Annotated in this window: 23 protein-coding genes and 3 pseudogenes; 16 read left to right on the top strand and 10 right to left on the bottom strand. The window is 65.0% G+C overall.

Annotated features, from left to right (window positions below; all coding sequences use genetic code 11):
- Window positions 1–134 precede the first annotated feature (134 nt).
- Window positions 135–275, top strand: a pseudogene (locus tag BRAD3257_RS41130) (FAD binding domain-containing protein); the annotation flags it as partial.
- Window positions 255–584, top strand: a complete 330-nt coding sequence (locus BRAD3257_RS24105; RefSeq protein WP_244608025.1) for a Rieske (2Fe-2S) protein — start codon at window positions 255–257, stop codon at window positions 582–584. The pseudogene BRAD3257_RS41130 and the gene BRAD3257_RS24105, both read left to right, overlap by 21 nt.
- A 242-nt stretch (window positions 585–826) precedes the next feature.
- Here BRAD3257_RS24105 and BRAD3257_RS24095 read toward each other — a convergent pair whose 3' ends face one another.
- Together BRAD3257_RS24095 and BRAD3257_RS24090 are read right to left on the bottom strand one after the other, a co-directional pair.
- Window positions 827–2,194 (bottom strand): amidase, encoded by a 1,368-nt coding sequence (locus BRAD3257_RS24095; RefSeq protein ID WP_122403908.1) that lies wholly within the window; start codon window positions 2,192–2,194, stop codon window positions 827–829.
- On the bottom strand, window positions 2,175–3,371 hold the full coding sequence (locus BRAD3257_RS24090; RefSeq protein ID WP_122403907.1) for an MFS transporter: 1,197 nt from the start codon (window positions 3,369–3,371) through the stop codon (window positions 2,175–2,177). Before BRAD3257_RS24090 ends, BRAD3257_RS24095 begins: the two co-directional genes overlap by 20 nt.
- Window positions 3,372–3,397: 26 nt before the next feature.
- On the opposite strand from BRAD3257_RS24090, the gene BRAD3257_RS24085 reads away from it, so the two are divergent.
- Window positions 3,398–3,733 carry a hydroxyisourate hydrolase gene (locus tag BRAD3257_RS24085; protein WP_122403906.1) on the top strand — a complete coding sequence of 112 codons (336 nt, stop codon included), beginning with the start codon at window positions 3,398–3,400 and terminating at the stop codon, window positions 3,731–3,733.
- On the opposite strand, the gene BRAD3257_RS24080 is transcribed toward BRAD3257_RS24085, so the two are convergent.
- From BRAD3257_RS24080 to BRAD3257_RS24065, 4 genes are read right to left on the bottom strand one after another with little or no spacing between them, the layout of a single operon-like run.
- Window positions 3,734–4,549, bottom strand: a complete 816-nt coding sequence (locus BRAD3257_RS24080) for an ABC transporter permease (protein ID WP_162500337.1) — start codon at window positions 4,547–4,549, stop codon at window positions 3,734–3,736.
- Complete coding sequence (locus BRAD3257_RS24075; protein WP_122403904.1) at window positions 4,549–5,412, bottom strand: ABC transporter permease; 864 nt, start codon at window positions 5,410–5,412, stop codon at window positions 4,549–4,551. The genes BRAD3257_RS24080 and BRAD3257_RS24075 overlap by 1 nt, the downstream gene beginning before the upstream one ends.
- 19 nt (window positions 5,413–5,431) lie before the next feature.
- A complete protein-coding gene (locus tag BRAD3257_RS24070; RefSeq protein ID WP_122403903.1) occupies window positions 5,432–6,478 on the bottom strand; it encodes an ABC transporter substrate-binding protein in 1,047 nt (348 codons plus the stop codon).
- A gap of 30 nt (window positions 6,479–6,508) precedes the next feature.
- The gene (locus tag BRAD3257_RS24065) at window positions 6,509–7,603 is read right to left on the bottom strand and encodes an ABC transporter ATP-binding protein (protein ID WP_122403902.1); all 1,095 of its coding nucleotides are present in this window, start codon (window positions 7,601–7,603) and stop codon (window positions 6,509–6,511) included.
- An 88-nt stretch (window positions 7,604–7,691) separates the two neighbouring features.
- Between BRAD3257_RS24065 and BRAD3257_RS24060 the strand changes: the two genes are divergently transcribed.
- Complete coding sequence (locus BRAD3257_RS24060) at window positions 7,692–9,080, top strand: amidase (protein WP_122403901.1); 1,389 nt, start codon at window positions 7,692–7,694, stop codon at window positions 9,078–9,080.
- On the opposite strand, the gene BRAD3257_RS24055 is transcribed toward BRAD3257_RS24060, so the two are convergent.
- Window positions 9,081–9,830, bottom strand: a complete 750-nt coding sequence (locus BRAD3257_RS24055; protein ID WP_162500336.1) for an aspartate/glutamate racemase family protein — start codon at window positions 9,828–9,830, stop codon at window positions 9,081–9,083.
- Window positions 9,831–9,832: 2 nt separating this feature from the next.
- The gene (locus BRAD3257_RS24050; RefSeq protein WP_244607675.1) at window positions 9,833–10,450 is read right to left on the bottom strand and encodes a GntR family transcriptional regulator; all 618 of its coding nucleotides are present in this window, start codon (window positions 10,448–10,450) and stop codon (window positions 9,833–9,835) included.
- Between the two features lie 292 nt (window positions 10,451–10,742).
- Between BRAD3257_RS24050 and BRAD3257_RS24045 the strand changes: the two genes are divergently transcribed.
- The 5 genes from BRAD3257_RS24045 to hydA are packed head-to-tail and all read left to right on the top strand — an operon-like array spanning window position 10,743 to window position 15,520.
- Window positions 10,743–11,747 carry an ABC transporter substrate-binding protein gene (locus BRAD3257_RS24045; RefSeq protein WP_122403898.1) on the top strand — a complete coding sequence of 335 codons (1,005 nt, stop codon included), beginning with the start codon at window positions 10,743–10,745 and terminating at the stop codon, window positions 11,745–11,747.
- Window positions 11,731–12,582 carry an ABC transporter permease gene (locus BRAD3257_RS24040; protein ID WP_122403897.1) on the top strand — a complete coding sequence of 284 codons (852 nt, stop codon included), beginning with the start codon at window positions 11,731–11,733 and terminating at the stop codon, window positions 12,580–12,582. The genes BRAD3257_RS24045 and BRAD3257_RS24040 overlap by 17 nt, the downstream gene beginning before the upstream one ends.
- Window positions 12,582–13,358 (top strand): ABC transporter ATP-binding protein, encoded by a 777-nt coding sequence (locus BRAD3257_RS24035; RefSeq protein WP_122403896.1) that lies wholly within the window; start codon window positions 12,582–12,584, stop codon window positions 13,356–13,358. Before BRAD3257_RS24040 ends, BRAD3257_RS24035 begins: the two co-directional genes overlap by 1 nt.
- 9 nt (window positions 13,359–13,367) lie before the next feature.
- Window positions 13,368–14,099: a maleate cis-trans isomerase family protein gene (locus BRAD3257_RS24030; protein WP_162500335.1), complete on the top strand. Its 732-nt coding sequence runs from the start codon at window positions 13,368–13,370 to the stop codon at window positions 14,097–14,099.
- Between the two features lie 11 nt (window positions 14,100–14,110).
- On the top strand, window positions 14,111–15,520 hold the full coding sequence (gene hydA / locus BRAD3257_RS24025; RefSeq protein WP_162500334.1) for a dihydropyrimidinase: 1,410 nt from the start codon (window positions 14,111–14,113) through the stop codon (window positions 15,518–15,520).
- A 33-nt stretch (window positions 15,521–15,553) separates the two neighbouring features.
- Here the strand turns inward: hydA and BRAD3257_RS24020 are convergent.
- Both BRAD3257_RS24020 and BRAD3257_RS41995 read right to left on the bottom strand, forming a co-directional pair.
- Window positions 15,554–15,730 (bottom strand): annotated as a pseudogene (locus tag BRAD3257_RS24020) (NAD(P)H-dependent oxidoreductase); the annotation flags it as partial.
- Window positions 15,724–15,846 (bottom strand): annotated as a pseudogene (locus BRAD3257_RS41995) (SDR family NAD(P)-dependent oxidoreductase); the annotation flags it as partial. The pseudogenes BRAD3257_RS41995 and BRAD3257_RS24020, both read right to left, overlap by 7 nt.
- A gap of 158 nt (window positions 15,847–16,004) precedes the next feature.
- Here BRAD3257_RS41995 and BRAD3257_RS24010 point away from each other — a divergent pair.
- From BRAD3257_RS24010 to BRAD3257_RS23980, 7 genes are all read left to right on the top strand, one after another.
- The gene (locus BRAD3257_RS24010; RefSeq protein WP_122403893.1) at window positions 16,005–17,129 is read left to right on the top strand and encodes a mandelate racemase/muconate lactonizing enzyme family protein; all 1,125 of its coding nucleotides are present in this window, start codon (window positions 16,005–16,007) and stop codon (window positions 17,127–17,129) included.
- A 619-nt stretch (window positions 17,130–17,748) separates the two neighbouring features.
- Window positions 17,749–19,107 carry an ABC transporter substrate-binding protein gene (locus BRAD3257_RS24005; protein WP_122403892.1) on the top strand — a complete coding sequence of 453 codons (1,359 nt, stop codon included), beginning with the start codon at window positions 17,749–17,751 and terminating at the stop codon, window positions 19,105–19,107.
- A 71-nt stretch (window positions 19,108–19,178) separates the two neighbouring features.
- Window positions 19,179–20,153 carry a carbohydrate ABC transporter permease gene (locus tag BRAD3257_RS24000; RefSeq protein WP_122403891.1) on the top strand — a complete coding sequence of 325 codons (975 nt, stop codon included), beginning with the start codon at window positions 19,179–19,181 and terminating at the stop codon, window positions 20,151–20,153.
- Entirely contained in the window at window positions 20,150–21,112 is a 963-nt protein-coding gene (locus tag BRAD3257_RS23995) for a carbohydrate ABC transporter permease (protein ID WP_122403890.1), read from the top strand. The genes BRAD3257_RS24000 and BRAD3257_RS23995 overlap by 4 nt, the downstream gene beginning before the upstream one ends.
- Window positions 21,113–21,180: 68 nt before the next feature.
- The gene (locus BRAD3257_RS42250; protein ID WP_376707328.1) at window positions 21,181–21,309 is read left to right on the top strand and encodes a hypothetical protein; all 129 of its coding nucleotides are present in this window, start codon (window positions 21,181–21,183) and stop codon (window positions 21,307–21,309) included.
- A gap of 10 nt (window positions 21,310–21,319) precedes the next feature.
- The gene (locus BRAD3257_RS23985; RefSeq protein ID WP_122403888.1) at window positions 21,320–22,417 is read left to right on the top strand and encodes an ABC transporter ATP-binding protein; all 1,098 of its coding nucleotides are present in this window, start codon (window positions 21,320–21,322) and stop codon (window positions 22,415–22,417) included.
- Window positions 22,410–23,435 carry an ABC transporter ATP-binding protein gene (locus tag BRAD3257_RS23980; protein WP_122403887.1) on the top strand — a complete coding sequence of 342 codons (1,026 nt, stop codon included), beginning with the start codon at window positions 22,410–22,412 and terminating at the stop codon, window positions 23,433–23,435. The genes BRAD3257_RS23985 and BRAD3257_RS23980 overlap by 8 nt, the downstream gene beginning before the upstream one ends.
- Window positions 23,436–23,447: the final 12 nt, after the last annotated feature.

Here is a 23,447-nt window from a genome sequence, read left to right as displayed (position 1 = left end):
CCAATTTCGACATTAAACGCGGCGCGTGACGCGGTGTTCCAAACGCGCGCGTGCACGCCAGTCGAGGCGATCGCTGATCGCGAGCGGGGCGGCGGATGATCTAAAGCGCGATGAAGTGAGGTTTGATTGCTGCAATCACGGATGTGACCCGCGGCGCCATGCGCGGCGTCGCCGCCAACATCGCTTATCGCCCGGTGCGCAACCGCGGCACGATCGGCGGCTCGCTCAGCCATGCCGATCCCGCCGCGGACTGGATTTCAGCCTGGAGAGCGGTCTGCGATCTCGACCGGCTGAAGGCGGAGACGATCGTTCGCGTACACGTCGCGGGCCTCGACGTGCTCGTGATCTGGAACGAGGGCGATATCATCGCACGCGATCGCGCGTGCCCGCACGAGCAGGCGGATCTCGGCTTGGGGCAGGTGAGGGCAGGGCGGCTGTACTGCCCGCGTCACGCCGCATCGTTCGATCTGTGCGACGGTGCGATCAATTCGGGATGGTCGAGCCCGCCGCTGCGGCTTTATCCGGTGCGGATCACGGGCGAGCAAATCTGGATTGAGATGCAGGAGCGGCAGCCGCGGCAATGATGGCACTATGCTCCTGTTTTGCCCGACGAGTCAAAGCGATGGCGGTGTCGATCTGGCCTCGAAAATTGTCTTTTGAAAACAACGGCGTCTCTACTGTGCATGGGGTTGTTTTTGCAGTTTTAGTCCAGCAGTCGCCGAGCAGCCTCCACGAGAATGCCGTCCGGCCGCCGCAGCGCCTCGAGAATGGTGAAATGGTCGGCACCTTCGACCGGGATGAGCTTGCCAGCAGCTTGCGCCAGAAACTACGCTCGCAAGATGGCCTCTACCTCTTGCGCCGCTGCGAGCAGCGAGCGGTCTTGTCCGCGCGCGGCGATGATCTGAAGGCCGAATGGAAGCCCGTGCCGATCGGTTCCGCACGGAATCGAAATCGCCGGCAGGCGGGCATGATTGACAAAGGGCGTGAATACCGCGTGGGCACGAGGGCTTGCGGCTTTTCCGCCGATCATGTCCGGGCCGAGCTGCGTCAGCGGCCACGCAGCGCATGGGACGGTTGGCGTCAGCAGCAGGTCAATCTCGGTGAAGAAAGCCGCGAAGGCATTGGCGATCGCGGCGCTCGCGAGCAGCGCTCCGGCAACTTCCGTACCCGACCAGGAGAGACCTCGCTCGATCTGTTTGGCGACATCGGGATCGAAGATAGTCGGATCCATGCGGAAGGCGTTACCACAGAGCGCCGCCAGACCCGCATGCTGAAGCGGCATGATGGCGTCCTCCGTGGCGTTTGCCGACCAGACGGGATCGCGTTGCGTGATGCGCAAACCTGCCGCGGAAAGTCGGTCGACAGCGGAGGCGAGCCCATTCGCGACGACATCGTCAATCGCGACATCGAGACCAAGGCGCGGCGAAAACGCGATGCGCTGACCGGCGGTGTCCTTGGCCTGCTGCGCAACGACGGCAGAATCCGGATCGCGTCCATCGAGGCCGGCCATGGCCTCGAACGCCAGCGTGATGTCGGCGACTTCGGCGGCGATCGGTGCAATGACGGAGAGACCGTAGAAGGGCTCGGCGAAACCTGGCCCATAGGGGATCGCGCCATAGGACGGCTTGAAGCCGGCGACCCCGACATGCGCCGGCGGCCTGCGACTCGAGCCGCCGGCATCTGTGCCGATCGCGAGCGGCACGAGGCCGGCAGCGACGGCCACGGCCGGGCCGCCCGATGAGCCGCCGGGTGTCAGCGCGGGATCGAGCGGATGCCGCGTCGGCCCATACAGCTGCGGGGTCGTGACGCCCTTGCAGGCGAATTCGGACGTCGCGCCGATCCCGACGATGACCGCTCCGGCGCTGCGCAGGCGCTCGATCGCGATCGCGTCCTGCGGCGCGATGAAGTTCGCAAACAGGCGCGAGCCTTGCGTCACGCGCCAGCCGCCGACCCAGATGTTGTCCTTGACGACGATGGGGACGCCGGCAAGCGGCATGGTCTCGCCGGGGCGCAGGCGAGCATCGACGGCTGCGGCATCGGCGAGCGTGCGTGCGGAATTGACCGCGACGACCGCGTTCAAGGCCTTTGCGGCCTCGATGCGGCCGAGGGCGGCCTTGGCGGTCTCGACAGCAGTCGTCCGTCCGGCGGCGACGTCGGCAGCAATCTCGCGCGCGCTATTTCTCGGCTTTGTCATGGCCTTCCCAGATCAGCGCCAATGTGCCGCAGAGAGCGAGGCAGGCCAAGGTGAAGAATGCCATGCCGAGACTGGCCACGCCATCCAGGATCGACACCAGCGCCGGCGCCGCAAGCAGGCCCGCATAGGAGGCTGTCAGCACCGCGCCGGTGGTCTCGCCGATCCGCTCCTGCGGGGCGAGGCGGGCGATCTCGGCGATGAAGACGCCGTTCCAGCCCGACGCCGTCAGGCCGAACAGTGCGGCAATGATGAATTGCCCGCCGCGACCGAGCGAAGCGCCGTTGAGGCCCAGCAGCGCGGCGCAGAATGCCATGCCGAGGCCAATGACGACGAGAATCGTCCGCGAGGCATCGAGGCGCATCGCGACATAGCCCCAGCCGAGCCGGCCGACGAGGCCGCCGGCTTGCGCGCAGGCGAGCGCCATGCCGGCCTCGATATGGCCAAGGCCGAGCTCGCGCGTGCCGAGCGTGACGAAGACCGTGTTGAGCGACACCTGCATCGCGCTGAACGGCATCGAGGCCAGCGCCAGCGTCGCGATCCGCCGGTCCGCAATCACCAGCGCCAGCCGCGCGCGGAGATCGAGCTTTGGCGGCGGAGCGACCTTGCCGGCATAGGCCGGCCGCAACCATTCGAACAACAGGATCGCGAGCAGCGCGCAGCCGCCTACAAACGCATAGCACCAGGCCGGTCCGAGCGAGATCGCGATCGCGGGCAGCGCGAGCGAGCCGCAAACCGCGCCGATCTGGTTGCCGGTCTGACGCACCGAGAACACGAAGGCGCGCCGCTCGGCGGTGACGAGCCGCGCCAGCAGCGCCGCGCTCGCGGGCGTCTCGGGCCCCATGGCAAGGCCGAGGCAAAGGCCTGCGGCGAGCAGCGCGGCGCTCGATCCGAGCGAAGCCAATGCCATGCCGACGACGATGGCCGCCGCACAGAGGCTCGCGATCCGCAGCGAGCCAAGGCGCGCGATGAAGCCGCCGCCCCAGAACGAGGCGGGGATGCCGACCGCGAACACCGCGCAGGAAAACATCGAGAGCTGCCAGACCTCGATATGCGCGCGCGGCGCGACCACGCCGGGCGCGAACAAGGCCAGCGCGACGAGGCCCTGCAGCGCGGTCATCGCTCCGAGGGCCGGCAGCAACGCCGGTGCTGGCCGAGCGGCCGTGTTTGCGTCTACCATAGCGGCGTGCTCATGGGAGGAACATCGTGGCAGGCGGCATTTCCATTCACGCGGTCGATGTGGCAAGCGGGCGCCCGGCGCAGGGGCTGCGCGTCGAGATCTGGCGGATCGATCCGGACTCGCTGCGCATCGCCGACGGGCGGCTCGGCGGCAATGGCGTGCTCGATCATTCCATCGCGCAAGGCGCCGGCGTGACGGCCGGCGAATACGAGGTGCTGTTTCATCTCGGCGAGTTCTTCGGCGAGCGCGACGGCTTCCTGACCGTGACGCCGTTCCGCTTCCGCATCAAGAACGTTGACGAGCATTTTCATCTGCCGCTGAAATTCACCCGCTGGGGCTATTCGCTGTTCCGCGGTGCCTGATCAATTCGTCAGCCGCCGCGACAGGCCGGTGACGCGCTCCATGATTGCGACCAGCGCGACGGTCGCGATGATCAGCACGCCCGACAGCGCGGCGATGGTGACATCCAGCTTGCCCTCGAGGTCCTGCCACATCCGGATCGGCAGCATGTCCGTGGCGGCATCACGCAGGAACAGCGACACCGGCACGTTGTCGAAGGACGACATGAAGGCGATGAAAGCGCCCGCGATGATGCCCGGGCGGATCAGCGGCAGCACGATGCGGCGGAAGGTGTAGAGGCGGCTGGCGCCGAGCACCGCCGAACTTTCGAGCAGGGTCGGCTCGAGCTGGGCGAGGGCTGCGACCGTGTTGCGCACGACATAGGGGACGCAGACCACGGTGTGGCCGATCACCAAGGTCAGCGGCGACACCGGCAGGCCGACCAGCGAGAACAGCATCAGAGCGGCGAGGCCGAAGGCGAGGGCCGGCAGCACCAGCGGCGACATGAAGAGGGAATCGAGCAGCCGCGCCGATAGCGTGCGCGACTGCGAGATCGCGAGCGCCGCGGCGACGCCAAGCACGACTGACAGGCCCGTCGCCCACAGCGCCACGATCAGGCTGTTCTTGGCCGCGAAATGCAGCTGCCAGGCATTCCACAATTCGGCGTACCAGCGCAGCGAATAGCCCGGCGGCGGGAAGCGCAGCGAGAAGCCGCTGGTGAAGGAGACGATCAGCACCACGAGCGACGGCGCGATGATGATGACAAGCGCGATCACCGCGATCACGGTCATGACGAGCTCGAAGCTGATCGCCTCGAGCGTGCGCTTGCGGCCGCTCATCATGCGCCTCCATAGCCGCGCGACAGGCGGCCGAGCGTGGTGAAGACCGAGACGACCGCGAGCACGGCGAGCAGGAAGATGATCGAGATCGCGGCCGCGAACGGCCAGTTCTGCAGTGTCGAGGCCTGCTGGTAGAGATACATCGGCATGAACAGCATCTGCCCGCCGCCGACCAGCGACTGGGTGATGAAGGCGGTGATCGCGGCGGCATAGGTCAGCGTGCAGCCGGCGATGACGCCGGGCAGCGACAGCGGCAGCACGATCCGGAAGAAGGTGCGCCAGCTCCCGGCGCCGAGCGAGCAGGAGGCATCGTCGAGATTGGGATCGATGCGGCCGAGCGCGGTGATCAGCGGCAGCGTCATCAAGGGCATCTGCACCTGCGCCAGCGCGATCACCACGCCGAACTGGGTGTAGAGCAATTTTAGCGGCGTATCGATGACGCCGAGCGATTGCAGCGTCGCGTTGATGATGCCCTGGCGTCCGAGGATGACGATCCAGGCGAAGGTGCGCACCACGACGCTGGTCAAAAGCGGCAGCAGCACGATCAGGATGATGATGGTCTGAAGCCTTGGTCCGACCCGCTGATACAGCCAGGCGATGGGAAAGCCGAGCACGAGGCAGACCGCCGTCACCTCGGCCCCTAATAGCAGCGTCGAGCCGAGCACGCCGAGGCTGAAGGGATCGGTGAGGAAGTGCAGGTATTGGCCGAGCCCCCATTGGAGCCCGGCCGTGTCGTTGTGCAGCGAGAGCCAGAACAATTGCAGCAGCGGCGCGACGAAGAAGACCAGGAAGAACAGCGCCAGCGGCGCCGCCAATCCCATTCCGTAGGACGTCACGTCCCGTGATGCCGGTGCTGCGCCCATGACTCAAGCCTTCAATGTCTCAGATCTTGATCTCGCGGTTGAACCGCTCGATCCAGGCCGAGCGCTGCTCGTTGATCTTCTTCCAGTCCTGGAACACGAACTTCTTCTTCAGCTCGGCCGCGTCCTTGGCCAGCACGCGCGCGATCTCGCCGCCCATCGCCACTTTGGAATTGGTCGGCACGATCAGATAGGGCGGGTTCATCAGCGTGGTCTGCACTTCCGGCATCAACGCCGCCTCGATCAGCTTGAAGGCGAGCTCGCGGTTCGGCGAGTTCTTGACGATGTGGATCGTGGTCTTGAAGGCGATGGCGCCTTCCTTCGGCGCCACGAACTCGACCGGCACGCCGCGGGCTTTGAGGATCTGAATGGCGTTGAAATTGCCGGGCGAGATGTCGATCTGACCCTGCTGGAACAGGGTGGCGAGCGCGCCGGGATTGGCGGCGACCGCGGCGAGATTGGGCTTGAGCTCCTCCAGCGCCTTGAAGCCGGGATCGACATTGGCTTCGGAGCCACCGCGCATCTTGGCGATCTCGACCAGCCAGCCGGTGCCGAGCGTCGAGTTGAGGTTGGTGATGCCGACGCGGCCCTTGAACTCCGGTTTCCAGAGGTCGGCCCAGGAGGTCGGCGGCGTCTTGACGGCCTCGGGATTGTACGTGAGGCCGACGACCTGGAAGAATGGGGCGGGGCCCATCGGCTCCTGCGCCTCGGCGATCAGGTCCTTGTAGTAGGCGCTCTTCTCGACCGGATAGGGATCGACCAGGTCCTGGCCGATGGCGACGAGGGCCGGGCCGGGATCGTGCAGCATGACGTCGATCGGCGGATTGGCCTTGGCGGCATTCACCTTGGCGATCTGGTCGACCGAGAGCATGGGGTCCAGCACGATCGCGGCGTCCGCGTTAGCCTTGCGGAACGCCGGCACCAGCACGGCCTTGTGCGCTTCCTCCCAGCTTCCCGTAAAGGTCGCAAACACCAGTGGACGGGCCTGGGCGTAGCTCAGGCCAGGAAATGCCTTCATGGCGCCGAGTGTGAGCGCGGTGGTCAGCAGGCTTCTGCGATTCATGATCATGTCGAACTCCCCTCTGGACAGAAACTGAATTCAAAGCGTTGCGGGAAAGGCGTTGGCGAGCGACGGGGCGAGCGGCGCGAGACGCACCGCCGCGCCGTTCTCCAGCGCGCGCGTCTCGCCGATGCGTGCCTGAGAGACCTTGACACCGGAACCATCGGCGGTGGTGACTTCGTGCACGACGGTGGCGCCCAGCGGCAGCGACATGCCGATCACGCCGGCAAAGCCGGTCTCGTCGCCGACGAATTGCAGATGCTCGGGACGGATGCAGACCGTGACGCGGCCGCCTTCGCTGAGCGTACCGCCCGCGGGACGCGCGATGATCTCCGCGCCGGCATCGAGGCGCACCTTTGCCGCCGTGCGGTCCACCGAAACCACGACGCCGGGCATGCGGTTGGTGGAGCCGACGAAGGTGTTGACGAACAGCGTCTGCGGACGGTCGTAGACGTCCGACGGCGAGCCGAACTGCTCGAGCTTGCCATGGCTCAGCACGGCGACACGATCGGCCATGGACAGCGCTTCTTCCTGGTCGTGCGTCACGATCAGCGTGGTGATGCCGGAGACGCGTTGCAGCCGCTTGACCTCGATCTGCATGTCCAGCCGCAAATTCTTGTCGAGCGCGGCGAAGGGCTCGTCGAGCAGCAGGATCGACGGCTTGATCGCGAGCGCACGGGCGAGCGCAACGCGCTGCTGCTGCCCGCCGGAGAGCTGCCGCGGCAGCCGCTCGGCCATTGTCGGGAGCTGCACCAGCTCCAACAGGCGCTGCGCCTCGCGCTGCCGCGTCACATTGTCGATGCCGCGGGCGGCGAGGCCATAGGCGACGTTCTCGCTGATCGACAGGTGCGGGAACAGCGCGTAGTTCTGGAACACGATGCCGACCGCGCGCTTGTTCGGCGGCAGCGCATCGACGATGTCGTCGCCGATGATGATCCTCCCTTGCGTCTGGGCGATGAAGCCGGCGATGATGCGCAAGAGCGTTGTCTTGCCGCAGCCGGAGGGGCCGAGCAGGGCGATGATCTCGCCGCCCTTGATGTCGAGATTGATGTTCTCGACCGCAAGCGCGCCACTCGGATACCGGTGGGTGACCGCGTCGACGACGAGCGATCGGCCGCTTGGCGCATCAGCCATGGTGTTGCCTCCCGTTGCTCCAGAAGAGAAAGCAAGTCTCGTGCCCGCGCCTGTCGCTTTTCGGCGAGCATTTTGGCATGGTGGCCCGATGACATCGGATCGATCGATATGCGACCTCACGGCCACGGAGCTTGCGCGCGCCATTGCGAGGGGCGAGCTGTCCTCCCGTGACGCCATCGAAGCGCATCTGGCCCGGATTGCGAGCCTCGACGCCCGATTGGCGGCATTCGTGACGGTCGATGCGGACGGCGCCCGCCGCGCTGCGCAGATGTGCGATGCGGCCTCTGCGCCGATCGGCCCGCTGCATGGCGTGCCGATCGCGATCAAGGACCTCACCGACACGGCGGGACTTGCGACGACTTACGGCTCGGTGCTGTTCCGCGATCACGTCCCGGCCGAGGACGATCTCATCGTGGCGCGGCTGCGGCGCGCCGGCGCGATCATTTTGGGCAAGACCAACACGCCGGAGTTTGGTTTTGGTGCGGTCTGTACCAACAGATTGCGCGGGCCGACACGCAATCCGTTCGATCTCGCGCTGACCTCCGGCGGATCGTCCGGCGGCTCTGCCGTCGCCGTCGCGACCGGCATGGCGCCGCTGGCGCACGGCACCGATTTCGGTGGCTCGGTGCGCACGCCCGCCAGCTTCTGCGACGTCGCTTCGATCCGGCCGACCCCCGGCCGCATTCCGTCGCCGCGCCGGCCGCTCGGCTGGGACATGCTGGCCACGCACGGTTTTCTCGCCCGCAGTGTCGACGATCTCGAGCTTGCGCTGTCGGCCTGCGCCGGAGGCGATGCGAATGATCCGCTCTCGCTCCACGGTGCCGGCCATGATCGACCCATCGCTGGCCGTCCCCGGATTGCTGTTACGCCCGATTTCGGTGTCGCGCCGGTTGCGTGCGAGGTTCGTGCGCGCTTCGCTGCGGCTTGCGAGGCGCTCGCGCGTGTTGGCGATGTCGAGCTGTCCTCGCCCGATTGTGGCGGGGCGATCGAAACCTTTCGTACGCTGCGCGGCGCGCACATCGCGAGCAGCTATGGCGAGTTGCTGAGGATGCGGCGTACCGAGCTCACTCCGACGGTGATCTGGAACATCGAGGCCGGCGCAAAGCTGTCCGCGGAGGCTTACCTGAACGCCGAACGACGCCGCACCGTGATCTATCGCAGCTTTCGCGCGCTGTTCACCCGTGCCGATATCCTGGTCGCGCCGGCTGCGTCGGTCGTCCCCTGGCCGAACGAGATCAGCGACGTCACCGCGATCGACGGGGCGGCGCTGGAGACGCCGATCGATTATCTCGCCGTTACTTTCATCGTGTCGCTGGTCGGCTTTCCGGTCCTGACTTTGCCGGTGCCGCGAGGCGAGAATGAGCTGCCCTTCGGCATCCAGGTCATCGCGCCGCCGGGGTGCGAATCCCGCTTGTTTGCCTTCGGCCGCAGCCTCGAGAACGAACTGGGTTTTTCGCATCGCCGGCCGCCTCTCTGATCAGCTGTCGCGATGCTCGAGCCGGGCGGCGAGCGCATCGGCAAGGCCGATGGTCGGCTTCGCGGCGGGGCGGCGGAACGTACCTGCGCTCGCCTTACGCAGGTGCAGCGCATGAAGCGCTTCGGCTTGCTTCACGGAGGCGATGACCTGATCGACCACGGGGACAGGGATCCGGTCGGCGACGCGCTCGGCAAGGCCGGACAGCGGCGCGCCCGCAAAGATCAGCACATCGGCCTCGTCCTCGACGATGGCGCGCTGGGCGAGTTCGACCAGCACGTCTTCCTTCTCGGTGCCGACCTCGGAGATCGCCTGAAACGGCGCATCGAGCATGCGGATGCCGGCGCACCGCTCCCACAGCCCGTGGGCGCGGACGCATTCCTCGTACCAGGGGCCCAGGGCCTGGGCGAAGGTGACGATGGCAAAGCGGCGTCCGGCCATGCAGGCGGTCAGCATGGCGGCTTCCGCCATGCCGATCACAGGGATGTCGAAGGTCTCGCGCGCCGCGAACAGGCCGGGATCGCCGAATGCCGCGATGATTGCGGCATCCACCTTCATGTGCTGCTCGGCCAACATCTCCAGTGCAATGGCGCCGCCGATCTGCGCTTCGGTGCGCGTGGCGATATAGGGCACGCCGCGGGTCGCGGTGCAGGGGATCAGCTCGGTGCCGGAGGAAGCGGCGCGCTGCCCGACTCCCAGCATCAGCTGCGTGACCTCGGTGCTGGTGTTCGGGTTGAGCAGCAGCAGCTTCATGATTATGCCGCCGTCCGTTTGGCCTGAGGGGCGGCGAGGACTTCGAGCAGCGCCGTGCCGGTGCGCGCGACGTGGGCGCCGAGCAGGCGGCCGGCGGCTTCGCCGTCGCGTGCCTTCAGCGCGGCCAGGATGTCCGCGTGCTCGTCGACCGAATTGCTCCAGCGCCTGTTCGCGCCGAGCGCGAGATAGCGCGCGCGTTCGGCGCGGGAGATCAGCGTCTCGTGGGCTTCGCGCAGCGGCGTGTTGCGGGCCATGCGGACGATGGTGTTGTGAATCTCGCCGTTGATGGTGAAATAATCGTCGAGCTTGCCGTTGCGGTGATGACCCTCCATGCGGGTCTGAAGCGTGCGCAGGCGGGCGAGGTCGCGCTCGGTGGCGCGCTCCGCGGCGAGCTCGGCGGCGAGCCGCTCGATGCCGGCGAGGGCCTCGAACAATTCCGAGATGCCGTCCACTGCGATATCGGCAATGCGCGGGCTGCGGTTGGGACGAAGCTCGATCAATCCTTCAGCCGCCAGCACCTTCATCGCCTCGCGTAAGGGGGTGCGCGACACGCCGAGCTCCTTCGACAGCTTCGTCTCCTGGGTTTGCGAACCCGGCGGCAGCTCGCCGCGAATGATCATCGTCCGCATCCGCGCCGCGGCACGCTCATGCAGGCCCATCCGCTTGAGTTTGGGCGACTTTCGTCCCTTTGACGCTTCCGATTTTGGCTGCACGCGTGCCTCACTTCTCACGTTGGATCTTAGCCGTTTCCGACCCTTTGGCCTGCCCAAAATATCGACGTATCTCGCTGAAAACAATGGCATAGCGCGCAAATTGTATGCAGCATGCAGAAACTGGATTGCCTTGCGGCGAAGGGCGGCGGATGATCGTTTCCGACGCGCGAGATCCCGCGCATTCGAAACGGAGCAGGTGATGCGGACGAGTTTGCGACTGGGCCTCGTGGTAACGGCGGCGATGCTTGGCGGAAGCGATCTCGCCTCCGCGCAGGCGGCGAAGATCAAGCTCGGCTACGCCAAATGTGCGCACTGCCTGCCGATGTCGCTGATCCCGGGCATCGCCAAGAGCATCGAGGTCGAGGCGACCGGCTTCAACTCGGGCAATGACGTGCTCACCGCCCTGGTCTCGAAGAGCATCGACGTCGCGCAGGTGACCTATCTCCACTACATCACCGCGCTCGACAAAGGTTTCGACGTCGTCGCCGTCTCAGGTCAGATCAATGGCGGCTCGGAATGTCTCTCCTCCGCGAAGCTGAACCTTCCCCCTGAGGACTGGGCGACGTTCAAGACGACCGTTGCGAAGGCGAAGAGCGACGGTCAGCCGCTCAAGGTCGCGGCGTCCCGCGGCAATGCGCAGGACATCCACATGCGCGGCGCGTTCCTCAAGCAGGGCGTCGATCCCAACAAGGACATCCAGTTCATCAACATCCCCAATCCGTCAGATCATCTCGCCGCGCTCCAGCGCGGCGAGGTCGACATGATCTGCTCGGTCGAGCCGTTCGCCTCCCAGATCCGGCTCGCCGGTGCCGGCAAGCATTTTGTGCTGCCGTATGAGCAGGCTGCGGGAAATCTCACGAATCTGATCGTCACGCGTTCGGATGTGATCGCGGGCCAGCGCGCCGGCGTCCAGGGCGTCGTCGGCGCCGTGGTCGAGCTCGACAACAAGCTGATCGCCGACAAGGGGCCGTGGGTCGAGGTCATCAACAAGCTCACCGGCCTCGACAAGAATGTGGCGACCGAGGCGCTGAAGAACGCTTCGCCCGATCCTGCGATCCATCGCTCGCAGACGCTGGCGATCGCCGCGATGATGCGCGACCTCAAATACATCTCGAAGGACGTCTCCGCGGAAGCGGAGAAGAACATGGATTATTCGTTCCTGGAGCAGGCCACCGGAAAGGCCAAGAATGACCTCGGTTACTGACGTCTCGCCCGCAAGGCCGGCGTTTCGGCTGACGCGGGCATTCCAGGGGCTCGAACGCCTCGTCGTACCCGCGCTGCTGATCGCGGGCTGGGAGGCCTTTGCCCGCAGCGGCATGCTTCCGCCGGCGCTGTTGCCGGCGCCGAGCGCGGTGCTGCATGCGCTCGGCGACTGGGTGTTCGGTTTCGACGAGACCACGCAGACCTATTCGGGGCACTGGCTGCGTGACGCGCTCGCCAGCGCGTTTCGCGTGTTCGGCGGCTTTGCGCTGGCAAGTCTGCTCGGCATCCTCGCGGGAGTCGCGATCGGCTGGTCGCGCCTGTTCGAGAAGACGCTGGAGCCCACGCTGCAGATGCTGCGTCCGATCCCGCCGGTGTCCTGGATTCCGCTGGCGATCATCTGGTTCGGCATCGCCGACAAGCCGGCGGTCTTCCTCGTCTTCCTCGGCGCTTTCTTTCCGGTGCTGATGAACAGCATCCACGGCGTCAAGACCGTTGACCACAATCTCGTGCGCGCCGGCGCGATGATGGGCGCCAATAGCCGGCAGATGCTGACCGACATCGTGCTGCCGGCGGCGCTGCCGTCGATCTTTGCGGGCTTGCGCATCGCGGTCGGATCGGCCTGGATGCTGACGGTCACGGCCGAGATGGTCGCGGTGAAGAGCGGCCTCGGCTATGTCTTGTGGGATTCCTATTACTTCCTGCGCTACGACATCGTGCTGGCTGCGATGATCTCGATCGGCCTGCTCGGCTATCTCTCCGACCTCGGACTCAAGGCGATCATGGCGCGCACGCTGCGCTGGCAGCAGACGACCACCGTGCAGGGAAGGGCGGGCTGATGGCGGCAATCGAGCTTCGCAACATCGTCAAGGTGTTCTCCGACAAGCGCCGCGGCCGGGACCTCTTGACGCTGGACAACATCAACCTCGACATCGAGTCCAACGATTTTGTCTGCCTGCTCGGCCCCTCCGGCTGCGGCAAGTCGACACTCCTGAACATCATTGCGGGCTTCGAGCAGGCGACAAGCGGCCGCGCGCTGGTGGACGGCAAGCAGGTGGAGCGGCCCGGCTCGGACCGTGGGGTGGTGTTCCAGCAGCCGACGCTAATGCCGTGGCTGACCGCAATCGACAACATCGCCTTCCATCTCAAGCTCAAGGGGGTCGCCAAGGCCGAGCGCCACGACCGCGCCATGGAGTTCATCGATCTCGTCGGCCTGCGCGGCTTCGAGCATCATCATCCTTCCGAAATGTCGGGCGGCATGAACCAGCGCGTCGGGATCGCCCGCGCGCTGCTGATGAACCCGAGCGTGATCCTGATGGACGAGCCGTTCGCGGCGCTGGATGCCCAGACCAAGCTCGAAATGCAGGAGGAGCTGGTCGCGATCTGGCAGAAGCGCCGCTGCACCATCGTGTTCGTCACTCATAGCGTCGACGAGGCCTTGGTGCTCGGCAACAAGATCGTGGTGATGACCAGGCGGCCGGGCCGAATCCGCGAGGCCGTCACTTTCGACCTGCCGCGCCCGCGCGACATCACCAGCCCCGAATTCAACGACGCCAAGCGCCACATCCTGGCTTTGATCCGGGAGGAGTCGACGCGGCTTGCGCAGGCGTCGTAAGGTATCGCCATGCGCAAGCGTCTCGGCATGATCACGCCATCCTCCAACTCGGTGCTGGAGCCCGTCACCAGCGCCATGCTGCATGGCGTGGCTGATGTCACCGCACATTTCTCGCGCTTTCGCGTCACCGAGATTGCGCTCGACGCCGCCGCGCTGAGCCAGTTCGATGCCTCGGTGATGCTGCCGGCCGCGGACCTGCTGACCGATGCCAAGGTCGACGCGATTGCCTGGAATGGCACCTCCGCAAGCTGGCTCGGTATCGGCCGCGACCGGAGCCTGCGCGAGGCGATCACGGCGCGCGCGGGCGTCCCGGCGACAACGTCGACGCTCGCCTGCATCGATGCCGCCCGCTCGCTCGGCGCCAAGCGCGTCGGCCTGGTCTCGCCCTATACGGACGATGTGCAGCGGCGGATCGCCGACGTCTGGGCCGAGGAGGGGATCGCCCCGCACGCCGAGCGGCACCTCGGCCTGCGCGACAATTTCTCCTTTGGAGAGGTCGCGCCGACGACCATTGCGGACATGATTCGCGCCGTGGCGGCGGAGGGAGCAGATGCGATCGTCATCCTCTGCACCAATCTCGACGCTGCGGCGCTTGCGGCCTCGCTCGAACGGGAATTGGACGTCGCTGTGCTCGACTCGGTCGCGGTCACGCTGTGGCGGACCCTCGGTCTCGCCTGCTGCGACATCAGGGCCCTTGCGGGGTGGGGCCGCATATTCCAGACATCCGCGGCCATCAAGTGACGGAGGCGCACGTGACCCAGCTCGATCTCGCCATTCGGGGCGGCACCATCGTGACGGCCAGCGACGAGTTCCGCGCCGATATCGGCATTCGCGACGGCCGAATCGTCAGCATCGCCGATCATCTCGAGGGCGCGGCGCAGGAGATCGACGCGACTGGCCTGCTGGCGCTGCCGGGGGGCATCGACAGCCACGTCCACATCTCCCAGCCCTCGGGCCCCGACGTGGTGATGGCCGATGATTTTGCCTCGGCGACACGCGCGGCGGCTGCCGGCGGCAACACCATGGTGCTGCCCTTCGCGCTGCAGGAGAAGGGGACCTCGCTGCGAACCTGTGTCGAGAACTATCGCAAGCTCGCCGAAGGCGAATGCTATATCGATACCGCGTTCCACCTCATCATCTCCGACCCGACCGCGGTCGTGCTCGGGCAGGAGCTGCCGGCCCTGGTCAAGGACGGCTACACCTCCTTCAAGGTGTTCATGACCTATGACGACCTCGTGCTCAGCGACAAGCAGCTGCTCGAGGTGTTCGAGGTCGCGCGCCGCGAGGAGGCGCTGGTCATGGTCCATTGCGAGGGCTATGACGCCATCCGCTTCCTCACCAGCAAGCTGGAGCGCGAAGGCCATATCGCGCCCTATTATCACGGGGTGTCGCGGCCCCAGGCGGTCGAGCGCGAGGCGACGCACCGCGCCATCAGCCATGCCGAGGTGATCGGCGTCCCCATCATGATCGTGCACGTCTCCGGTCGCGAGGCGATGGAGCAGGTGCGCTGGGCGCAGCAGCGCGGCTTGCCGGTGCATGCAGAGACCTGCCCGCAATACATCACGCTGACGGCCGACGACATGAAGGGCCTCAACATGGACGTCACGGGCGCGAAATATGTCTGCTCGCCGCCGCCGCGCGATGTCGAGAGCCAGCAAGCGATCTGGGAAGGCATCACGTCGGGTGTATTCCAGACCTTCTCGTCCGACCATTGCCCGTTCCGCTACGACGATCCCAAGGGCAAGCAGACGCCGAACGCCCGCACCTCGTTCCGCTGGGTGCCGAATGGCATCCCCGGTGTCGAGACGCGGCTGCCGATCCTGTTCTCAGAAGGCGTCTCGAAGGGACGCATCACCCTGCAGAAGTTCGTCGAGCTGACCGCGACCAACCATGCAAGGATCTATGGTCTTTATCCGCGCAAGGGCTCGATCGGTGTCGGCTTTGATGCCGATATCGTTCTCTGGGATCCCAAATTGAAGAAGCCCATCCGGCAGACCGATTTGCATCACGGCTCGGACTACACGCCCTGGGAAGGGTTCGAGGTCACAGGATGGCCGGTGACGACGATCGCCCGCGGAGAGGTGGTCTTCAACAAGGGGCGGATCGTCGGTGCCAAAGGTGCAGGCCAAGTGCTGAGCCGGGGCAAGTCGAGCCTGATCTGATCCGGCTCGACCTGCCGCCAAAGCGGACATCCAGAAGCTCGCGGCCATTGCAGCGAGGCGTCGATGGGTCCTTTCACGGGCAGCGTCGATCGGCTGCTGCGGTCCGGCGGTTGGACCGATCAGCACGAAGCGGACATTGCTGATGCCGATGAAGCGCAGGATTTCCCGCAAGTAAGGCGTTGCCATATCGATGCGGCCGCGGTTCATTCCGCGAGGAATCCTCCGTCCACCGCGATCACCGTGCCGGTCGCATATTGCGACGCCGGCATGCAGAGGAAGGCGACGGCGCCGGGAGCCACCGCATTGATGCGGATGTCTTCCTCGGCCCGCTTCAGAACGGCTCGACAAGCTCACCACGGCCAGGGCCGCGCCGTGGAAGGCGCGCTTTCCGGTGTTCACTGAGATCAAGCAGGAAGGTGACTTCGCGCGCGCCTATTGAGATAGTGGCTCTGCGTGGTTTCACCCCGATCGCAGGATCCGCAATATGACTGACGGCTTCACCATCCGCTCGATCGAGGCGTTCTGCTATCGCTATCCACTGGCGACGCCGGTTGTGACGTCGTTCGGCAAGATGCTCAACCGTCCCGCCGTCTTTGTTCGCGCTGTCGATGAAGACGGCGTCGAGGGGTGGGGTGAATCCTGGTCCAACTTTCCGGCGCCCGGCGCGGAGCATCGCGCCCGGCTCGTCAACGAGGTGCTTGCGCCCGGCCTTGTCGGTCGCAAATTCGACGGTCCCGCTCAGGCTTTCGAGACCTTGACCAAGGGCACCGAGGTGCTGGCGCTTCAATGCGGCGAACCGGGACCATTTGCGCAGGCGATCGCCGGTATCGATCTCGCGCTGTGGGACCTCTCCGCACGCCGCCAGCGTTCGCCGCTCTGGCGGCTTCTGGGCGCGCACTCCGATACGATCAAGGTCTATGCCAGCGGCATCAATCCCAGCGGTGCGGCACAGACAGCGGAGGCCGCGCTCGCGCGCGGTCATCGTGCGCTGAAGCTGAAGGTCGGCTTCGGCATCGAGACCGACCTTGCCAATTTGGCCGCGCTGCGCGGACTTGTCGGCGCCGGCATGCTTGCCAGCGATGCCAATCAGGGCTGGTCAACGGCTCAGGCGCTTCAGATGCTGCCGCGGCTTGCCGAATTCGATCTGCGCTGGTTGGAGGAGCCGATCCGCGCCGATCGCCCGCGCGAGGAGTGGCGCAGGCTGCATGCCGCGGCGAAGATGCCGATCGCCGGCGGCGAGAACATTTCGAGCGTCGAAGCCTTCAACGACGTTCTGTCGGAAGGCGTGCTTGGCGTGGTTCAGCCCGATATTGCGAAATGGGGCGGCCTCAGCCTCTGTGCCGGTCTGGCTCGCGACATCCTGGAGGCGGGAAAGACGTTTTGTCCGCACTATCTCGGCGGTGGTCTCGGCCTGCTTGCATCCGCGCATCTTCTCGCCGGTATCGGAGGTGATGGCTGGCTGGAAGTCGATGCCAACGATAACCCACTGCGCGATCTGTTCTGTGGCTCGATCGTCAATGTGAGGGAAGGAACCGTTCAGCTGGGCGAAGACCCCGGGCTCGGAATAGTGCCCGATCTTGCCTCGATCGAGCGCTATCGCAGCATCTAGACCAGAGTGACAGGACCTGCTGGCTTTCGGCCGCAATTTGCGGTGTGCACCGGCGACGCAGGGAGCTGTCTCGAAGTAGGTTGCGAGGCAGCACCGACCGCACAGATGCGACGAATCCGAACGGAGGCGGCCATCGTCAGATTTCGGACAACGAGGGGCTACTCGCGCCTCCGAACTGCTTCATTGAACATTTCAGTAAAAGCAGTTTGCTAAACACGCGGCTGTGGCCGACCTTCCGGCTCTCCTGTTGTTCGGATGGGCTGGATTGCTCCTGCCGGGCGACATCGGCGGTCGCATTCGGCAAGATTTTCCGGAATTTTCGCTGCAACTGCGAACATCCCGCTTGCGAGCGAACACCGTAAGTCTTTTCGCCAGGCTCGCGACAAACGGGGCTTGACGATCTCCAGAATTTAGTAATACGTTTAGTTCTGTAAAAAAAACTAAACATCACGCATCGGGCCGATGTGTGGGAGGAGCCCAAGCCATTCCGGAGCCGTCTCCGGAAGCGGTCCGTCTCGTCCTTCACTCATCGCTCCTCAAACTCGGTTTCAGGGTCTCGGCGTCGTTCCGGCAGGAAGCGCCGAGCGGATTGGATGCTTCAACGAGAGAGGAAACGGATATGCGGACATTCAGTTGGTTGAGAAGCTCGGCGGCCACCACGGTTCTCGGAGCGGCGCTGCTGGGGGGATTTGGCGGAGGCGAAGCTGCGGCCCAAGGTAAGCAGCTCACGCTGTGCTGGGCGGCATGGGATCCCGCCAACGCGCTGGTCGAACTCGGCAAGGACTTCACGAAACAATCCGGCATCGAGATGAAATACGAGTTCGTCCCATGGACGAGCTATGCCGATCGCTTCCTCAATGAGCTCAACTCCCACGGCAAGCTCTGCGACCTGATCATCGGCGACAGCCAGTGGATCGGCGGAGCCGCCGAGAACAAGTGGTACGTCAAGCTCAACGATTTCTTCGACAAGGAGAAGATATCGATGGACGACTTCGTTCCGGCGACGGTTGTCGGCTATTCGCAGTGGCCGAAGAACTCGCCGAACTATTGGGCGCTGCCGGCCATGGCCGATGCGGTCGGCTGGACTTATCGCAAGGACTGGTTCTCGCGACCCGAAATTCAATCCGCGTTCAAGGCCAAGTACGGCCGCGACCTGGCGCCGCCGAAGACCTATGACGAGCTGAAGCAGGTCGCCGAGTTCTTCCAGGGCCGCGAGATCGACGGCAAAAAGGTTTACGGCGCCTACATCTTCACCGAGCGCGGCTCCGAAGGCATCACCATGGGCGTGACCAACGTGCTCTACAATTACGGCTTCAGCTACGACAATCCCAAGAAGCCGTACCAAATGCAGGGCGTCGTCAATTCGGCCGAGGCGGCCAAGGGGCTCGAGTTCTACAAGGAGCTCTACAAGTGCTGCACCGCGCCGGGCATGACCAACGCCTACATGCAGGAGGGGCTCGACGCCTTCAAGTCCGGCCAGGTGGCGATGCAGATGAACTGGTTCGCCTTCTTCCCCGGCCTGTACAAGGATCCGAATGTCGGCGGCGACAGAATAGGCTTCTTCGTCAATCCGGCCGGTCCAGCCGGACACTTCACCCAGCTTGGCGGGCAGGGGATCTCGGTGGTCGCGACCTCCGACCGCAAGGACGACGCGCTGGCCTACATCAAATGGTTCGCGCAGCCCGCCGTGCAGCAGAAATGGTGGCAGCTCGGCGGCTACTCGGCTCTCAAGGCGGTCGTCGACGCGCCCGACTTCCCGAAGAGCGCAGCGTTCGCACCGCAATTCCTGGAGTCGATGGGCATCGTCAAGGACTTCTGGGCCGAGCCATCCTACGCGCAACTGCTGCTCGACATGCAGAAGCGGGTGCATGACTACGTCGTTGCCGACAAGGGCACGGCGCAGCAAGCGCTCGATCTCCTCGTCAAGGACTGGACCAAGGTCTTCAAGGAACAGGGCAAGCAGGTCGCGTCGCAATAGACTCGGGTTCTCGCATCAACTGAACTGGTTTCCCCGGGGAGGTGCCTCGGGGAAGCCGAACCAGCCAACCGATGGACAAGATGACGACGATCTTTCAACCTGATCATGCTACGATCGCCGGTGTGAGTGAGCCCGCCAAATCGCGCGCCACGCGGCGTGTCCGTGGCCTGTCGGACCGGACCATCGCCTGGCTGTTCGTTGCGCCGACGATCGGGCTGCTGCTCGCGATCAATATCTTTCCGCTGATCTGGATGATCCGGCTGTCGTTCACCAGCCTCAATCTCAGCATGTCCTATCTGCCGCTGCGGTTCGTCGGGCTCGACAATTTCACCGACATTCTCGGCGACGAGGACATCTGGTTCCGCCTGCAGACCACGGCGCAATTCGTGATCTGGTCAGTGACGCTGCAGGTGATCATCGGGTTTGGCCTCGCCCTGCTCATCAACCGCCAGTTCCGCGGCCACAGCTTCTGGACCACGATCATCCTGCTGCCGATGATGCTGTCGCCGGCGGTGGTCGGCAACTTCTGGACACTGCTGTTGCAGCCGCAGATCGGTCCGTTCAACTACCTGATCAGCCTGTTCACGGGTGTGCCGCCGAGCTCGTTCAGCATGACCGGGCAGGTCTCGCTCGCACCCTGGACCATCGTGCTGGTCGACACCTGGATGTGGGCTCCCTACGTCATGCTGATCTGCCTCGCCGGGCTTCGCTCCATTCCCGACTACATCTATGAGGCGGCCGAAGTCGATCGCGCCTCAGCCTGGCGGCAGTTCTGGTCGATCACGCTGCCGATGACGGTTCCATTCCTGATGCTCGCCGTGCTTTTCCGCGCGATCGAGAACTTCAAGATGTTCGACATGGTCAATCTGTTGACGTCCGGAGGCCCCGGCTCGACCACCGAGCTCGTGTCGATCACGCTGAAGCGCGCCGCGTTCGAGAAATGGCGCACCGGGTATTCCTCCGCGCTCGCCATCATCCTGTTCGTGACCGTGTTCGGTGCCGCCAACATCTACGTCAAAGCGCTCAACAAGGTGAAGCAACGATGACCGCCGTCCTCACCAAGTCCACCGCTCACTCCATCGTGGAGGCCTCGCCGCGCGCGAAGGCCGTGGCCGGCGGCCTCGTGATCCTCTACGCCGTGATCACGATCCTGCCGCTGCTCTGGATCGTCGCCACCGCATTCAAGTCGCAGAGTGACGCCATCGCCTATCCGCCGAAGGTGATCTTCCAGCCGACGCTCGAGGGTTACGTGAACCTCTTTACCGTACGTACCCGCCAGACACCGGATTTCGTCGCCAAGCTGCCGCCGCCGCAGACGTGGTACGACAAGCTCGTGCGCCAGCGCGACATGGTCATTGCCGGACCGTCGAAGGTCGTGCCGCGCTTCGTCAACTCGCTGATCATCGGGTTCGGCTCGACCTTCCTGGCCGTCTTTCTCGGCACGCTCGCAGCCTACGCCTTCTCGCGCTTCCGCATTCCCCTGGCAGACGATCTTCTATTCTTCATCCTGTCGACGCGCATGATGCCGCCCGTTGCCGTGGCGATCCCCATCTATCTGATGTACCGGCAGCTCAACCTGACCGACACCAGGCTCGGAATGATCCTGCTCTATACCGCCGTGAACGTCTCGCTCGCGGTCTGGCTGCTCAAGGGGTTCATCGACGAGATCCCGCGCGAATACGAGGAGGCCGCCCTCGTCGACGGCTACACGCGGCTCCAGGCCCTGCGCAAGGTCGTGTTGCCGCAGGCCGTCACGGGGATCGCCGCGACCGCAATCTTCTGCCTGATCTTCTCGTGGAACGAGTACGCGTTCGCGGTTCTCCTGACGAGCGGCGAGGCACAGACCATGCCGCCCTTCATTCCCTTCATCATCGGCGAGGGCGGGCAGGACTGGCCGGCGGTTGCTGCCGCGACCACACTGTTCGTCGTGCCGATCGTCCTGTTCACCGTGTTGTTGCGCAAGCACTTGTTGCGCGGCATCACCTTCGGAGCTGTGCGCAAATGAGCGGTTCTGCGGTTGAAAAAAGCGGAATGTCTCGCTGGTTGCTGCGTGGGCCTTGGGAGGCCGGCGCGATGACCCTGATCGGGGGCGGCATCGTCATGCTGGTGCAGCCGTGGTCGATCGATCTGTACAGCTATTCCTTCGCGACCATCCTCGCCGGCACGGTTGGCTACGTCATCGTCAGCCATTTTCCGAAATAGGGCGGCAGCCATGGCACAAATCCGCGTCGAAAACCTGCGCAAGTCGTTCGATCAGTTCACGGCCGTTGAAGGCTCGAACTTCACCATCGACGACGGCACCTTTTTTGCGATGCTCGGGCCCTCCGGCTGCGGCAAGACAACCACGCTGCGCATGATCGCTGGCCTCGAGCTGCCAACTGAGGGCAAGATCCTGCTCGACGGCGAGGACGTGACCTTCCGCCGCGCCGCCGCCCGCGATATCGCCTTCGTCTTCCAGCTCTTTGCGCTCTATCCACACATGAATGTAGCGGGCAACATTGGCTTTCCCCTGAAGTGCCAGGGCATGGGGCGGCGCGAGATTCGCGAGCGGGTGCAGGAAACCGCGCGGCTGCTGCGGATCGAGCATCTCCTGTCGAGCAAGACGTCGAAGCTCTCGGGCGGCGACCGGCAGCGCGTCGCGCTTGGCCGCGCCATGGTGAGGCGGCCGAAGGCCTTCCTGATGGATGAGCCGCTCGGGGCGCTCGATGCCGAGTTTCGGCATGTGATGTGCGGCGAGCTTCGCGACCTGCACGAGCGCATCGGTGCGACCACTGTTTACGTGACGCACGACCAGCTCGAAGCGATGTCGATGGCGGATCAGATCGCGGTCATGAACAAGGGACGGGTCGAGCAGATCGGCTCGCCGCAAGAAGTCTATGACCGGCCCGCCAGCATGTTCGTGGCCGATTTCATCGGCTCGCCGCCGATGAATTTCCTGCGGTTTGAAAGCGGCTTGCGGTCGGGGGATCGGACTGTCGCCTTTCATAGCGTCAGCGTCGACGTCCCGGAGATCCGCGAGGACCGTGCGAGCGCACCGCTGGCGCTCGGGATACGTCCTGAGCACATCCGCTTTGCCGACGAGGCTCCCGTCCGCGGCGAAGTGTTCGGTGCCGAATATCTCGGCACCACGCAGATCGTCACCGTCGACACGCCGCACGGACGCCTCGCGGCGCGGCTGCCCTCCAGCGCGTCGGTGCGGATCGGCGAGACGGTGGGTCTTGAATTCCACTCCGAGCGGCTGGCGCTGTTCGATGTCGCCAGCGGTCTCGCTGTTCGAACCGCCAATGAGGGGAGGGTGCGCCATGGCTGACGTCGCGTTGCGCAACATTAGCAAGCGTTTCGGCGCGGCCGAGGCGGTCCGCGAGCTTTCGCTGGCGGTGAACGACGGAGAGTTCCTGGTCCTGCTCGGGCCGAGCGGCGCGGGCAAAACCACGACGTTGCGGCTGATCACGGGGCTCGAGACCCCCGACACCGGCTCGGTCATGATCGACGGCCGCGACGTGACGCGTGATCCGCCGGGATCACGCGATATCGCCTTCGTCTTCCAGCAATATTCGCTGTATCCGCACCTCACGGTCTTTGACAATCTGGCATTTCCGTTGCGCTCTCCCGCACGGCGCGTGCCGGAGCCGATCATCCGCAAGCGCGTCGAACGGACTGCGGAGCTGTTGCACATCGCAAGCAAGCTGAACAACCGTGCAACCCGTCTGTCCGGAGGCGAAATGCAGCGGGTGGCGATCGGCCGCGCGCTGGTTCGCGATCCCTCGATCTACCTGATGGACGAGCCGCTCTCATCGCTGGATGCGAAGCTGCGTGCGGAGCTTCGTCTCGAGCTCAAGCGGATCCAGCTCGAGCTTGGCGCGACCATTCTGTACGTGACCCACGATCAGGTCGAGGCCATGACGATGGCTTCCAGGATCGGCGTGATCAGGGACGGCCAGCTCCTTCAGTGCGGTACGCCGCGGGAGATCTACGAGAGTCCTTCATCGAGCTATGTCGCCTCGCGCCTCGGCACGCCTCAGATCAACTTCCTTCCGGCCCGTCTGTTGTCAGACGTGCCGGTGCCGCCGGGGACGGAGACCGTTGGTATCCGAACCGAGCATCTGCAAATTGCCGCGCGCAACGGCGGACGAATGGTCGGCCGCGTGCACCGCGTCGAGCACCTCGGCGAGCAGAATCACATCCACCTGGACTACAAGGGCGAGATGCTGGTGACGCTTGCGGATCCGCGCCGGCCGCTTCAGTCCGGCCAGGAGGTCGAACTACACCTGCTGCATCCGCTCTGTTTCGATCGCGCGGGGCAACGCATCCCTGCGATGGTTCACTAGAGGATCCGTTCG

This window comes from Bradyrhizobium vignae (genome assembly GCF_900324035.1).
In the GTDB taxonomy this organism is placed as follows: Bacteria; Pseudomonadota; Alphaproteobacteria; order Rhizobiales; family Xanthobacteraceae; genus Bradyrhizobium; species Bradyrhizobium vignae.
The sequence above is the reverse complement of the archived record's forward strand: the minus strand, read 5'-3'. Positions and strand labels throughout refer to the sequence as shown.

Bases quoted from the DNA above. Each gene is read 5' to 3' on its own strand.
- BRAD3257_RS24095 (WP_122403908.1), bottom strand. From the start codon at position 2,194: ATGACAAAGCCGAGAAATAGCGCGCGCGAGATTGCTGCCGACGTCGCC.
- BRAD3257_RS24090 (WP_122403907.1), bottom strand. From the start codon at position 3,371: ATGGTAGACGCAAACACGGCCGCTCGGCCAGCACCGGCGTTGCTGCCG.
- BRAD3257_RS24080 (WP_162500337.1), bottom strand. From the start codon at position 4,549: ATGAGCGGCCGCAAGCGCACGCTCGAGGCGATCAGCTTCGAGCTCGTC.
- BRAD3257_RS24075 (WP_122403904.1), bottom strand. From the start codon at position 5,412: ATGGGCGCAGCACCGGCATCACGGGACGTGACGTCCTACGGAATGGGA.
- BRAD3257_RS24070 (WP_122403903.1), bottom strand. From the start codon at position 6,478: ATGATCATGAATCGCAGAAGCCTGCTGACCACCGCGCTCACACTCGGC.
- BRAD3257_RS24065 (WP_122403902.1), bottom strand. From the start codon at position 7,603: ATGGCTGATGCGCCAAGCGGCCGATCGCTCGTCGTCGACGCGGTCACC.
- BRAD3257_RS24060 (WP_122403901.1), top strand. From the start codon at position 7,692: ATGACATCGGATCGATCGATATGCGACCTCACGGCCACGGAGCTTGCG.
- BRAD3257_RS24055 (WP_162500336.1), bottom strand. From the start codon at position 9,830: ATGAAGCTGCTGCTGCTCAACCCGAACACCAGCACCGAGGTCACGCAG.
- BRAD3257_RS24050 (WP_244607675.1), bottom strand. From the start codon at position 10,450: ATGATCATTCGCGGCGAGCTGCCGCCGGGTTCGCAAACCCAGGAGACG.
- BRAD3257_RS24045 (WP_122403898.1), top strand. From the start codon at position 10,743: ATGCGGACGAGTTTGCGACTGGGCCTCGTGGTAACGGCGGCGATGCTT.
- BRAD3257_RS24040 (WP_122403897.1), top strand. From the start codon at position 11,731: ATGACCTCGGTTACTGACGTCTCGCCCGCAAGGCCGGCGTTTCGGCTG.
- BRAD3257_RS24035 (WP_122403896.1), top strand. From the start codon at position 12,582: ATGGCGGCAATCGAGCTTCGCAACATCGTCAAGGTGTTCTCCGACAAG.
- BRAD3257_RS24030 (WP_162500335.1), top strand. From the start codon at position 13,368: ATGCGCAAGCGTCTCGGCATGATCACGCCATCCTCCAACTCGGTGCTG.
- BRAD3257_RS24010 (WP_122403893.1), top strand. From the start codon at position 16,005: ATGACTGACGGCTTCACCATCCGCTCGATCGAGGCGTTCTGCTATCGC.
- BRAD3257_RS24005 (WP_122403892.1), top strand. From the start codon at position 17,749: ATGCGGACATTCAGTTGGTTGAGAAGCTCGGCGGCCACCACGGTTCTC.
- BRAD3257_RS24000 (WP_122403891.1), top strand. From the start codon at position 19,179: ATGGACAAGATGACGACGATCTTTCAACCTGATCATGCTACGATCGCC.
- BRAD3257_RS23995 (WP_122403890.1), top strand. From the start codon at position 20,150: ATGACCGCCGTCCTCACCAAGTCCACCGCTCACTCCATCGTGGAGGCC.
- BRAD3257_RS42250 (WP_376707328.1), top strand. From the start codon at position 21,181: ATGACCCTGATCGGGGGCGGCATCGTCATGCTGGTGCAGCCGTGGTCG.
- BRAD3257_RS23985 (WP_122403888.1), top strand. From the start codon at position 21,320: ATGGCACAAATCCGCGTCGAAAACCTGCGCAAGTCGTTCGATCAGTTC.
- BRAD3257_RS23980 (WP_122403887.1), top strand. From the start codon at position 22,410: ATGGCTGACGTCGCGTTGCGCAACATTAGCAAGCGTTTCGGCGCGGCC.